Below are 13,029 nucleotides of genomic sequence, written 5' to 3' on the forward strand. Positions count from 1 at the left end.
TCACTCCATGAGAACCTACGTTTTTTGGAAATTACTGTGTCTTATAGTAGCTATGGCTGCTTTGACAGTGCCTGGTGTGTTTGCTGCCGGCTCTGGGACATCAGTAGGGCAATTTGTCCCCCCCCCACAACAATCTGATATAAAGCAGGTTAACCTAATAAAGGGTATTGTGTTCGATGCTGCCGGAGAACCTCTTCCTGGTGCATCTGTATGGGAAAAGAAATCGCCCAAAACAGCAACGGCAACCGACCTTAACGGAGTTTTTACTCTACCGACAAAAGGACGTAAGAGTGTAACCCTTGAAATCTCCTATATAGGCATGAAGCGAGCTGAGGTCACATGGCGTGGAGGCGAGCTTTCGATTATGCTTGAGGATGACACTAATGTGCTTCAAGATGTTGTGGTAACAGGTTATCAGGTCATTGATAAACGTGCATCTACCAGTGCCATCACCTCTATCAAGGCTGAGGATATCCTGCGCCCCGATGCCATTTCTATTGACCAGATGCTCGAAGGTCAGGTGCCCGATCTCATGTTCATGTCCAATTCCGGCGAGACGGGTGTTGCACCCAAGATCCGTATCCGCGGCACATCCTCCATCATCGGCAACCGTGAGCCCCTTTGGGTTGTCGACGGTATCGTAGTGCAGGACCCTGTGCCCATCTCGGCCGAGGACCTCAACGACCCTGACTATGTCAACCGTATAGGCAACGCCATCGCCGGACTCAACCCACAGGACATCGAGCGTCTCGACATCCTCAAGGACGCATCCGCCACAGCCCTCTATGGCACAAAGGCGGCAAACGGTGTGATCGTGATCACCACAAAGCGTGGTCGCGAGGGCAAGCCGCAGATACGCTACAACAACACATTCACCTGGAAGATCCGTCCACGCTATTCCGACAAGTCGGTCGACGTGATGAACTCCAAGGAGCGCATACAGCTCTCCCGTGAATTGTGGAACGACAATTACGTCTACAACGCCAACTCCTCTATGGTCGGTTACGAAGGGCTAATGATGCGTCTCTTTAACAAGGAGATTACTCAGGAGCAGTTCAACAGCGAGCTTGCATATGTCGAGACCGTCAACACCGACTGGTTCAACCTCCTCACCCACGACAGCTTCTCCCAGCAGCACAATGCCAGCGTGAGCGGCGGTGGTGAGCGCGGTGTCTACTACGCTTCTCTCGGATTCATGGACAACGATGATGTGATCAAGGGCACCACCAACCGCCGTTACAGTGCGATGGTCAATCTTGACATCAATTTTGCCCCATGGCTTTCGGCTGCTTTTGGTGTGACCGGAAATGTCAACGAGCGTCAGTACAATCAGGAGTCGATAAATCCTGTTGATTATGCCTACAGCGCGAGCCGTGCCATCCCTGCTTTCAATGCCGATGGCTCCCCTTACTATTACAGCAAGCTCCAGCGTTACTCTTACGGACACAATTATAATATTCTTAACGAGCTTGAGAACAGCTACAATAAGCAGAAACAGTCAACTGTTTCTCTCAATGCCAACCTCCGTTTCCGTTTCACTGACTGGCTCTCCGCTAATGCCATATTTTCTTACACCACAAGCTCCACCGACATGCATAGCTACTGGGGCGACCGTACATGGTATGCCGCCGAGCTGCGCGATAGCGAGTATGGTATGCCACCGAGTGCTGAAAGCGTAATGCCTCAGGGCGGAGAGCTCACATTCAACAATACTCGTAACAGCAGCTGGACCGGTCGTCTGCAACTTGACGCCAACAGGTATCTGGGTGAGAATGAGATTCACAACATAAGTGGTGGCATAGGTTTTGAAGCATCCTCTAACACTTACGACGGTTACAACCGCATCGACCGAGGATATTTCCCTGACCGTGGCATGACTTTTGTTTCAGGTATCAATCTTGACAACTATCCCAACTACAAGGCTTGGATCTCCAATAACGTTCCCACGCTCTCAAATAATAAGGCTAATGTCATCTCGGCATATGCCACCGCGAGCTACAATTGGCGTCGCATGATATTCCTTAATGCCAATGCTCGTATCGACGGCTCCAATAATTTCGGCGACAGGGCTAACGACAAAATCCTTCCCATATGGTCGGTGTCTGCGTCATTCGACCCCGCTCAGCTCGGCTTTATCAGGCAGGCGACGTGGATTGACCGCTTCATCCTTAAGGCTTCCTATGGATTCCAGGGCAACATGCTCAGCGACCAGTCCCCTGTAATGATTATAAAGAAAGGTCCCATGGACGACTATTTCGGAGAGTTCACATCTACCGTTTCACGCAACCCTAACCCTGATCTAAAGTGGGAGAAGACCACAAGCGTCAATCTCGGATTCGACATCGCTTTCCTCAACAACCGTCTGGAACTTGAAGGCGACGTATATTTCAAGCGCACAAGGGATGCATTCATGACCAAGAGCATATCCACCGTCAACGGTTACAGCTCTTATGTGGTGAACGGTGGCAACATCTCCAACAACGGCTACAGTGTCAGCATCACCGGACGCCCTATCCAGACCCGCTACTGGCAATGGAGTGTCTCAGGCTCTTTCTCCAGAGTCATCAACTCCATTGAGTCTCTTCCCGCAGGTGAGTCCTACAATCTCCAGGACTTCCTCAACGGTAATGCTATCGTGAAGGGACAGCCTGTAGGCACATTCTACTCCTACCGCTATCTCGGTCTGAGCCCTATCGACGGTGGTCCAATGTTCGATGATTGGTATGATCATGTCGACGAGCTGATCGGACTTAGCAAATACGACACCTACACCCGCGTGCTTTCAGCTACCGGTTCGCGTGAGCCGTACATGTCAGGCAGCTTCAGCACTCGTCTGCGTTGGAAACGTCTTTATGTCACCGCATCATTCAACTATAGTCTCGGTGCTAAGACACGCCTGTTCGGAATGTATAGCTCTTCGGCGAAATCCTATTCCGGAGCTAATATTGCCACCGCAAGCGAGATCCGTCCCGAGCTCAACCTTAGCCGCGATTATCTTGACCGCTGGCAGCAGCCTGGCGATGAGCTTCACACCGATATCCCGGCTATCATCCCCAATGGTCACCCAAGTTATTTCAAGTATATCAACCATTGGTCCACCACAGGTTCTGGCTCTGACTACATCAATGTTATCGCCAACAGCTATTGGGACATGTACGACTACAGCGACCTGCGTGTCGTGAGTGCCGACTATCTTAAGCTCGCAAGTGTCAATATATCCTATGAGCTGCCAGAACGTCTCATCTCTCCATGGGGACTCTCTCGCCTTGAGCTGCATGCCGCAGGCAATAACCTTCACACATGGTGTGCCAAGGATCTCAAAGGTCAGACACCTACCCAGGGCGGATTCACCACCATTCAGCTTTCTGACCGTCCGAGCTTCTCATTCGGATTAAATGTCTCATTCTAATCTTTACATTCCGACAGCAACAATGAAAACTGTAAATAAATATATTCTAAGTCTTGCCGTGGGGGCGTTTGCCGCCGTTGGCATGTCATCCTGTTCGGATTTCCTTCAGGAGTATTCCCAGGATCTCGCTAAGGTTGAGAGCTGGCAGGATCTTGACGAGGTGCTTCTCGGTTCCGGCTACATGCAGCCGTCCGCCATGTCCGCACAGGGAAGGAACGGTGATGATATCGACTGCCTCCACTTTATGGCAGATGAGATGAAGCAGACCTATGTCAGTGAGTATGATACTCACAGTTATCTCTCATCGATGTATGCCTATTACACATGGCAGGCTGAGATGGGATACAATCCTCTCAAGAAGTATGTCGGAGGCGATGACAAATATTGGAATAAGCTCTATAGCAGCATCAATGTGTGCAATATGGTCATATACCTTATTGACGAGCAGCCCGAGAACGATCCTGACGACGTGATACAGAAACGCCGCGTAAAGGGTGAGGCTTACTTCCTCCGCTCCGCCTACTATTTCCTGCTTGCCAACATGTATGCCAAGCCCTACGACCCTTCCACTGCCGCATCCACACCGGGAGTCCCTGTTAAGACCACTGAGTTTGTGGAGGATCAGGAGTATGTCCGCGAGAACCTTGCTGATACATACACAAGGATTCTTGACGATCTCTCTCAGGCGGAGTCTCTTCTTAAGGACACCCCTGTGAAGACTCTCCACAGGGCGACTTATTCAGCCGTCCTTCTGTTCAGGAGCCGTGTGTATCTTTACATGCAGGACTGGAAGAATGCAGCTCGCTACGCCTCGCTCACACTTGATCAGAACCGCCGTCTTCTCGACCTCCACACCAAGGCTGTAGGTGACGATTGTGTCTATCTCTCATCCCCCGAGACCCTCTTCTCCATGGGAGGATACAGGATTGCTGACGCTTTCTCTGACAATGTTGACGATTTCGGCTCTCAGACATCCCCTCATTTCTGCGTTTCTGATGTGATGGAGCAGAAGTATTCCGCCGATGATTTGCGTTCCGGGCTTTATATAGGCAAGTCCGAGATCTTGGGGGTGTCGCCGGTATTCCTCAAGCGCAATGGGCAGTTCAGCAAGCGAAGCACTGTTTCCGATGTCTCAAGCACATTCCTGCTCCGCACCCCCGAAGCCTATCTTACACTCGCCGAGGCTTCCGCTTTTGACAATAATGAGAACTTGGCGCGTACCACACTTGAGGCTTTTATGCTTACTCGCTACCGTTCTGCTGTCACTGTCAGCCAGTCAGGCAATGATCTTATCGACCTCATCCGTGAGGAGCGTGCTCGTGAGTTCATTCTTGAGGGGCACAGATGGTTCGACCTGCGCCGCTACACTGTTTGCCAGCCCTATCCATGGTCAACTGTCATAGAGCATGCCCACGGCTACTTTGCCGCTACAGGACCTTGGGGCCTTAAGGAGTTCAGTTATGCTGAAGTGTTCCGTCTTGAAGAATTCGACGAAGGCTACACCCTGCCCATACCTCGTCCTATCAGGGAGTTCCAACCCTCTATCGGCAACAACAACCGCCCCCGGCGTGAGGTGGTGCGTGTTGACCGTCCCGAGCCCGACACCGAAGGCGGTGACCAAGGTGGCAGCGGCTGGGAATGGGAATGGTGATATGATTGACAGTTTTATGGCTTAAAAATACCTACAATGAAAAAAACAATTCTATATACTCTTTGCGTGATTATTGGGCTCTCATTTGCAGGATGTTCCGATAGTGATGAAGTCCTTGAGCCAACTGGTCAGGAAGAGAACTTCTATAAGGTCCCCGATGACGCTATAGGCCCCGAGGCGGATATGCGTCGCAAGTTCTACAATGACACAAAAGTCAACCTGTTGTTCTCCGATGTCCTCAAAAGGGAATATGTAGGCAAGGATGCTTTCGGTGAGGATGTGTGGAAAGAGAATAAGATCGATTTCAGATACAACGTCACATCCTACAATGAGTACATCGAATACGGATTGGAGTTCCTGGAGTCCGATCAGGACAAGTCAAGGGCTGTTGAACTTATGACCAAGTATCTTATGCCGCATTTCGGTGAGAAGTTGCGTCCGTTCTCCATCCTTGTGGCAAAGTCTCTTACTTCGACTGATTATAATGGGACAAAGGATATCAAGACCGTCAATAATGTGAGCTGCCGTGCCATTGCTGTCGGTGATATAATGGATGCCACCGATGCCGAAGCTGAGGAGTACTTCAAGGAAGTATGCAAGGACATGCTCAGCACCAAGGTAAGCAGCATGTACCAGAATGCTCCCGAATTTGAAGAGTTCCGTCAGCTCTCCGGTGCCTATCTCAACAAGTACATATCCAGTGTCGTGCCCGAATGGGATGGTATCAATATGTCTCTAATATACAATTTGGGTTATATAGGCTTCTTTAATTTGGGCTATCCGGCTTACGACATGTTCTATATGTACGGCACCGACGACTTCAACGACTTTTTCAACCTTGCGTTTGATCACTCCGTTGAAGAGGTCGAAGAGATGTATGGCGAATATCCCAAGGTGATGGTCAAGTATAATTCCGTTAAGGATGCATTCATATCGGTAGGATATGTGTTTTGACGTACTATATTTTTAGAATGAATTATTTATGAGAAAGTTATTATATATGGTTCTCGCGGTTATTCCGTGTGTGTTCGCCTCATGCAGCGATGATGACGATGTGGTAGTGTCTCCGTCAGCCTCCGGTACTATGACCGACGATCTTGGCAATGAGTACGGATGGGTACGCATCGGAAACCTTGAATGGACCACTTCCAACGCCCGCAATGGAGCATCAATGCTTGAATATGAGTTCGATAACGAACAGGACTGGGGTAACGCACTCGCCTTTGGCGGCCAGTTGGAATATGCTGAGACCGAGTATATGCCTCGCTATGGAAACCTCCTCACCTACGACGACGCTCTTGCCTCTGTCCCTGAAGGATGGAGATTGCCAACCGACGAGGACTGGAAGAACCTTGAGAGAACCCTCGGCAGCGCCGATGTGGATTCTTTCGGCATGCGTGGCAGTGCCGGTCAGGCTTTGATGACTGAGGGTTCAGGACCGCAGATCGGATTGCTCCTCGGCGGTGCCATGATAGGAGTCAGGAATAACGGATGGATCGACAAGAATATAAGTCACGAAAAAGAGTATGGCTACTATTGGACTTCTACTACAGCCCCTGATGCCGGGCTCAAGAAGACCGCTTATTTCCGCAAGGTCGTATTCGGCAATGAAAGGGTAGGGCGCGACGCCACCGATCGCACCAACCTTCTATCCGTCCGCTGGTGCCGCGATGCTCAGCGTTGATTCATGAAGCAGTAAAAATCACTAAATACTTTAATGTAATATTATGAACACTCGATTAGCAAGTTTGTTTTTCGTAAGTGCGCTTGCCATGGGAATCGTGTCACCCGCCATGGCGGGTGACAGTTTCACCATCAAGGGCTTCATCCCCGGGATTGCTGACAGCACCAAAGTGACTCTCGTGAATGTTGATGGTGCCGATCCTAAGATGATTGCCGAAGTCATCACCACCGACGGAAACTTCTCCTTCTCCAATTCCGTGGATATGCCTTCGATGTGCGAGTTATCCTTCTCTCAGGTCCGCAACAAAAGTTTCGGCTTATATCGCCTTCTATCCTCGCGTATAATGGTCGAGAATTCCGATATCGATGTATCCTACACCCTCCCGTTCGACAGCATTGTCAAAGCCAATCCGTTTGTTGTCAATGAAAAATTCATGAAAGTTTCAGGAAGCGCGTCTCACGACCAGTTTACTGAGTATCTGGCTAAATGTGCTGGTGTTGAAGAGGATGTCAAGGTTATCGGACTTAAGCATACTGGAAAGTGGATGGAGACCAAGAACCACCCCGACACAATGGCGATATATGATAAAATGAAATACGAAGCCGAAGCTGGGCTCGCAGCGGCCCGACGTGATTTCATCGCTACTCACCCCGCCTATCACTTCTCGGCATACCTTACCGTAAAGGAGCTCGCAAAGATTTTCGCCTACACCGGAGATGAGATCAAGGCAATGGTCGAAAGCGTCAATGCTTGTCCCGACACTGCTCGTGTTAACTATGTGTGCAAGGCAGGGGATAGGGCTATGAAGCATTGCCTCGGACAGAAATTCTTTGATTTCAACGTCGACAACACCGATGGTGTGGCTCGCCCGATGTCAAGCTATGTGACCCCTGGAAAATACACCTTCATCGACTTCTGGGCATCATGGTGCTCCCCATGTCGTGCGGCTATACCCCATGTGCGCAAGCTTCATGAGCAGTATGCCGGCAAGCTCAACGTTTATAGCATCTCCTGCGACGAGGAAAAGGCTGACTGGGACAAGGCAATGTCCGAAGAAAAAATGGAGTGGACCCAGCTCCGCCTCAACCCCGACCAGGTCAAAGAGCCCTCACGCGCCTATGCCATAAGCACCATCCCGCGTCTCATACTCATCGATCCCGCAGGCAATCTCGTCTGCTCTACCTACCGTCCTATTGATATAGATGTATACCTTGAAAACAATCTTAGATAGCAGAATCTTACTTATGAAACACTTCGTTACACTCATCTCGCTCCTCTCGTCCGCAGCTATGGTGGCACAGACAGCCCCTGGCTTCTCCATCACAGGCAGGATCCCCGGACTTAAGGCTGGAAGCAAAATCGAGCTTATCAACACCGAGTCGCAGAGCCGTGTTGAGTCCACAGCCGCCGATGGTTCCTTTGAGATAAAAGGCTCCGTCGACATGCCGTCCCTCTTCGAGCTGCGCTTTACCAATCCTGAAAAATTAACCGACATCAAGGCTCTCCAGTTCATGGTAGAGAACCTTCCCATACAGGTTTCGGCAACCCACCTTGACAGCCTGCCTTTATATGTTGGTACCGGAAATCTGTTCGGAGGCAACTACGAATGCTTCTCCATCAAGGCAGGCGAGGCGCAAAAGGAATACATGGAGTACCTTGAGACAATACGCCCCTACGAGAAAGCCTCCTATGATGCCTCCTACAACATGTTCATGGACGAGAAGCGCGACACCTCACCTGAAGGGCAGAAACGCCTCGAAGAAGTCTACAACAAAGCCTTCGGTGAGCATGCTGACGCAGTGAGGAAATTCCAGGAAGACCATGCCGCATACCACTTCTGCACAGGCATGTGGACCAATGAGCTGTACACACCATTCGCACACACCGAAGCTGAGATCCAGGAGATATGGAACAAGGTCAAGACCAACAACTCTCCCGCGCGCCTTGATGCTGTCCGCAAAGCCATGGAATATGCCCGAAAATACGTCAAAGGCAAGGACTACACCGACTTCGCACTCCTTGACACCGAAGGCAACCGTCACAACATGTCCGAATACATCGGCAAAGGCAAATACGTACTCATCGACTTCTGGGCATCATGGTGTGTGCCGTGTCGCGCCGCCATCCCCATCGTACGTGAGATATACAAGAAATATAGCGACAAGGTCGACATATACGCCATAAGCATCGACCAGGACGAAAAGGCATGGCGTCAGGCAATGGAACAGGAAAAGATGGAATGGAACCAGCGTTATGCCCCCGACGAAATGTTCCAGGCAGTAGTTGAGCCTTACAGCATCAAAGGAATCCCCCACATGGTGCTGATCGACCCACAGGGCAAGATCGCATTTGTCGGACACAACGCACTGCTTCTCACCTCAGTCCTCGACAACATCTAAAACCAAGCAACAGACAATATCCAAAACATCCAGCCAGCCTGATTTGTCAACATTGACAAATCAGGCTGGCTTTCAATTCATTAATCCACTACTCAACTACCCCTCGCACCACCCACTAACCACCTCTCTCGCCAATAACCTCGCCTCGTAGGGTGGGGCGTGCCCCCACCGCCACCGTCAAAAAACAACAGAAGATATCCCCGTCTTTAGGAATATCTTCTGTTTTATTTATACTATGAAGCAGTCTTTACATCACCTTATACTCATCAACCCTCTCAGGATCAAAAGTATTGATAAACTCAGCATGCTTCGTCACCTCAGCCTGAGCAAGATTGAGATACACCTCAGCTGAACGGCGGAACGAATCGTTACGCTCAGCGTCAAGCATAAGCAGACAGCTCATCACAGTGACACCGGCCATCTCCACAAGGCGGCGGGCCATAAAGTCACCATAAGCCTGATCCTCCACCTTGCCTACAGTCTCGACAGCCTTGGCATATACCTCAGCCATGACCCTGATGCGCTCCTTGATGCTCTGGAGCTCAGGCTTCACATCATTCTCAAGATAAGAATTGATAAGCCCCAGGTAAGTGCCGGTAGTGACGTGACGTATAGCAGCTACCACCTGGAGTTGGGTAGTGCCCTCATAGATCGAAGTGATGCGCGCATCGCGGTACAGACGTTCACAGGCATAATCCTTCATGAAGCCCGAGCCGCCGTGTATCTGTATACAGTCATATGCATTCTGGTTGCAGTATTCGCTGCCCATACCCTTGGCGAGCGGGGTCAGCGCGTCAGCCTGACGGGAATACATCTTCGACTCCTTGCGCTCCTCGGGAGTGAGCGAACGCTCCTTGGCGATATCGTCATACACCTTGTACATATCCACAAATCGGGCGCACTCATACAGCAGCGAGCGTGACGCATCGAGCTTAGCCTTCATCACCGAAAGCATCTCATACACAGCCGGAAACTCGATAATAGCCTTGCCGAACTGCTTGCGGTCACGTGCATAAGCGAGAGCCTCGCGGTAAGCAAGCTCGCTCACACCCACGCTCTGAGCTGCAATACCCAGGCGAGCACCGTTCATAAGAGCCATCACATACTTGATGAGGCCCATACGGCGTGAGCCGCACAGCTCAGCCTTGGCATTCTTATAAGTAAGCTCACAGGTAGGAGAGCCCTTGATACCCATCTTGTTCTCGATGCGGCGCACATTCACACCGCCGTCGCGCTTGTCGTAGATAAACATCGACAGTCCGCGGCCATCCTTAGTCCCGGCCTCCGAGCGGGCAAGCACCAGGTGTATATCGCTGTCACCGTTGGTGATGAAACGCTTCACGCCGTTGAGCCTCCATGTTCCGTCAGGCTGCTCGGTAGCTCTGAGCATCACGCTCTGGAGGTCCGAGCCGGCGTCCGGTTCGGTAAGGTCCATCGACATAGTCTCCCCCTGGCACACCCGGGTGATAAACCTCTGCTTCTGGTCCTCGTTGGCAAACTCATAGATGGTCTCCGCACAGTCCTGAAGTCCCCACAGGTTCTCAAAACCAGTATCGGCACGGCTCACGATATCGGCAGCCATGATGTAAGGAGTGATAGGGAAGTTCAGACCGCCGTATCTGCGGGGCATAGCCATGCCCATAAGCCCGGCCTTGCGGCAGGCATCCAGATTCACCTTTGTGGCGTCAGCATAGATCACACGTCCGTCAGCCACCGACGGGCCCTGATGGTCCACATCCTCGGCATTGGAAGCAATGATGTCACCGCATATCTCGCCTACGATTTCAAGCACCTTGTCATAGCTGTCCTGAGCGTCGGCATAGTCCAGAGGAGCATAGTCATACTTCTCTGCATCGGTATAGTTACGTTCTTTCAGAGCCACAATCTTCTCCATCAGCGGATGGGTGAGATGGTGTCTGAGATCGGGATTGTCAGTATAGAAATTAGCCATATTACTTCGAGTTTTTCTTGTAGTATTTGATCAGCTTTGGCACCACCTCCTCAAGATTGCCGGTGATTACATAGTCGGCGATCGAGTTGATGGGAGCGGCAGGGTCATTGTTGATTGAGATGATTATCGAGCTCTCCTGCATACCGGCTATATGCTGTATCTGGCCTGATATGCCGCATGCGATATAGAGCTTCGGACGCACTGTCACACCGGTCTGACCTATCTGGCGGGCATGCTCGGTGAGTCCGGCATCCACAGCGGCGCGCGACGCGCCAACTTCTGCGCCGAGAGTATCGGCAAGCTCATGAAGTAGCTGGAAATTCTCTTTCGACCCTACGCCATAGCCGCCGGCTACGATAATGGGCGAATTCTTGATATTGATTTTTGACTTCTCTATGTGGCGGTCTATGATCTCTACCACAAAGTCCGCATCGCTCACATACTTGCTTGCCTCAAGGTCGATCACCTCACCCTTGTGCGCAGCGTCAAACACCTCTTTCTTCATCACGCCCTCGCGCACGGTAGCCATCTGCGGGCGGCACTCCGGGTTGACGATTGTAGCTACGATATTTCCGCCGAATGCCGGACGTATCTGCAATAGCAGGTCCTTGTACTCCTGCTTGGTGCGGGCATCGGTATGGTCACCTATCTCAAGTGCCGTACAGTCGGCGGTCAGACCGCTGTGCAGGCATGAGCTCACACGCGGACCCAAGTCTCTGCCTATGCAGGTTGCACCCATCAGGCATATCTGAGGCTTGATCTCTTTGAACAGGTTGATGAGCACTGCCGAATGCGGATTCGAGGTATAGGGCGAGAGACGCTTGTCCTGCACGCGGTACAGACGGTCAACTCCGTAGGGAAACACCTGCTCTGCCACGCTGTCCAGGTTGTCACCTACAGCCACGGCTTCGAGCTTCACACCAAGTTTCTCGGCGAGCACACGCCCTTTGGTCAGAAGTTCGAGGCTCACGTCGGCAACTTTGCCATCCTCGATTTCAAGATATACTATAAGATTATTCTGGTCCATTGGGCTTATCCTATTGTATGGTTGGTAATAAGTTCTTTGATGAGATCCTCGATGGCTGCATCGCTGTCATCGAGCACCCGGCACTCCTTCGTGGCAAACACCACGTTCTCCACATTCTTCACCTTCGTGGGCGAGCCCGGCAGACCTATCTGCGAGGGATCTGCGTCCACATAGGCCGCGCTCCATTCCTGGAGGTTCAGGTAGGGACGCTTCTCAAGCAGAGCCTTGCGCTCGTCGCTGAGTGCGGCTGCTTCGCTGGGCGATGCGGCATACTTGTATTTCTGCACGCGCATAGCGTTGCGGGGACGGCATTCTGCGGCAGAGCCGTTGACGGTCACCACGCAGGGCAGGGGAGCCTTCACCGTCTCCACGCCGTTCTCAAGTCTGCGCTTCACGGTCACATAGCCGTCCTTAAGGTCAAGGATCTCCTCGGCATAAGTCACCTGAGGTATGCCGAGCTTCTCAGCTATCTGCGGGCCCACCTGTGCCGTGTCTCCGTCGATTGCCTGACGGCCGCCGAGTATTATGTCATAGTTCCCTATCTTCTTCACGGCCTGGGCGAGAGAATAGGAGGTTGCGAGAGTGTCCGCTCCGCCCAGGGCACGGTCGGTGAGCACCACGCCTGAGTCCGCTCCGCGGTATATGGCTTCACGGATTATTTCGGCTGCGCGGGGCAGGCCCATGGTGAGCAATGTGATTGTCGACCCGGGATTGGCATCCTTGATCCGGAGTGCCTGCTCAAGTGCATTGAGGTCCTCGGGATTGAAGATGGCTGGCAGCGCTGCACGGTTGATGGTGCCATCCTCTTTCATTGCATCTTTGCCCACGTTGCGGGTGTCAGGCACCTGCTTGGCGAGCACGATGATGTTGAGACTCATTTTTGTTATCGTTTAAGGTTTTTAAGATTC

The 13,029-nt window shown here is 51.6% G+C and carries 9 protein-coding genes; 6 read left to right on the top strand and 3 right to left on the bottom strand.

Annotated features, from left to right (window positions below):
- Positions 1-52: 52 nt before the first annotated feature.
- The 6 genes from EZ315_RS10115 to EZ315_RS10140 are packed head-to-tail and all read left to right on the top strand — an operon-like array spanning position 53 to position 9,143.
- A complete protein-coding gene (locus tag EZ315_RS10115) occupies positions 53-3,409 on the top strand; it encodes a SusC/RagA family TonB-linked outer membrane protein (RefSeq protein ID WP_160653634.1) in 3,357 nt (1,118 codons plus the stop codon).
- Between the two features lie 22 nt (positions 3,410-3,431).
- Complete coding sequence (locus EZ315_RS10120; RefSeq protein ID WP_160653639.1) at positions 3,432-5,060, top strand: RagB/SusD family nutrient uptake outer membrane protein; 1,629 nt, start codon at positions 3,432-3,434, stop codon at positions 5,058-5,060.
- Between the two features lie 36 nt (positions 5,061-5,096).
- Positions 5,097-6,014, top strand: coding sequence for a hypothetical protein (locus tag EZ315_RS10125; protein ID WP_135471966.1), 918 nt, complete (start codon positions 5,097-5,099; stop codon positions 6,012-6,014).
- 28 nt (positions 6,015-6,042) lie between these two features.
- Positions 6,043-6,744 carry an FISUMP domain-containing protein gene (locus tag EZ315_RS10130; protein ID WP_135471967.1) on the top strand — a complete coding sequence of 234 codons (702 nt, stop codon included), beginning with the start codon at positions 6,043-6,045 and terminating at the stop codon, positions 6,742-6,744.
- A 43-nt stretch (positions 6,745-6,787) separates the two neighbouring features.
- Positions 6,788-7,975, top strand: coding sequence for a TlpA disulfide reductase family protein (locus EZ315_RS10135; RefSeq protein WP_135471968.1), 1,188 nt, complete (start codon positions 6,788-6,790; stop codon positions 7,973-7,975).
- A 13-nt stretch (positions 7,976-7,988) separates the two neighbouring features.
- On the top strand, positions 7,989-9,143 hold the full coding sequence (locus EZ315_RS10140; RefSeq protein WP_170957525.1) for a TlpA disulfide reductase family protein: 1,155 nt from the start codon (positions 7,989-7,991) through the stop codon (positions 9,141-9,143).
- Between the two features lie 247 nt (positions 9,144-9,390).
- Here the strand turns inward: EZ315_RS10140 and EZ315_RS10145 are convergent, their stop codons facing one another.
- From EZ315_RS10145 to EZ315_RS10155, 3 genes are read right to left on the bottom strand one after another with little or no spacing between them, the layout of a single operon-like run.
- Complete coding sequence (locus EZ315_RS10145) at positions 9,391-11,094, bottom strand: acyl-CoA dehydrogenase family protein (protein ID WP_135471970.1); 1,704 nt, start codon at positions 11,092-11,094, stop codon at positions 9,391-9,393.
- A gap of 1 nt (position 11,095) precedes the next feature.
- Complete coding sequence (locus EZ315_RS10150) at positions 11,096-12,121, bottom strand: electron transfer flavoprotein subunit alpha/FixB family protein (RefSeq protein WP_135471971.1); 1,026 nt, start codon at positions 12,119-12,121, stop codon at positions 11,096-11,098.
- Positions 12,122-12,126: 5 nt separating this feature from the next.
- Positions 12,127-12,999 (bottom strand): electron transfer flavoprotein subunit beta/FixA family protein, encoded by an 873-nt coding sequence (locus EZ315_RS10155; protein WP_135471972.1) that lies wholly within the window; start codon positions 12,997-12,999, stop codon positions 12,127-12,129.
- Positions 13,000-13,029 lie beyond the last annotated feature (30 nt).

It is taken from the genome of Duncaniella freteri (genome assembly GCF_004766125.1).
In the GTDB taxonomy this organism is placed as follows: Bacteria; Bacteroidota; Bacteroidia; order Bacteroidales; family Muribaculaceae; genus Duncaniella; species Duncaniella freteri.

Bases quoted from the DNA above. Each gene is read 5' to 3' on its own strand.
- EZ315_RS10115 (WP_160653634.1), top strand. From the start codon at position 53: ATGGCTGCTTTGACAGTGCCTGGTGTGTTTGCTGCCGGCTCTGGGACA.
- EZ315_RS10120 (WP_160653639.1), top strand. From the start codon at position 3,432: ATGAAAACTGTAAATAAATATATTCTAAGTCTTGCCGTGGGGGCGTTT.
- EZ315_RS10125 (WP_135471966.1), top strand. From the start codon at position 5,097: ATGAAAAAAACAATTCTATATACTCTTTGCGTGATTATTGGGCTCTCA.
- EZ315_RS10130 (WP_135471967.1), top strand. From the start codon at position 6,043: ATGAGAAAGTTATTATATATGGTTCTCGCGGTTATTCCGTGTGTGTTC.
- EZ315_RS10135 (WP_135471968.1), top strand. From the start codon at position 6,788: ATGAACACTCGATTAGCAAGTTTGTTTTTCGTAAGTGCGCTTGCCATG.
- EZ315_RS10140 (WP_170957525.1), top strand. From the start codon at position 7,989: ATGAAACACTTCGTTACACTCATCTCGCTCCTCTCGTCCGCAGCTATG.
- EZ315_RS10145 (WP_135471970.1), bottom strand. From the start codon at position 11,094: ATGGCTAATTTCTATACTGACAATCCCGATCTCAGACACCATCTCACC.
- EZ315_RS10150 (WP_135471971.1), bottom strand. From the start codon at position 12,121: ATGGACCAGAATAATCTTATAGTATATCTTGAAATCGAGGATGGCAAA.
- EZ315_RS10155 (WP_135471972.1), bottom strand. From the start codon at position 12,999: ATGAGTCTCAACATCATCGTGCTCGCCAAGCAGGTGCCTGACACCCGC.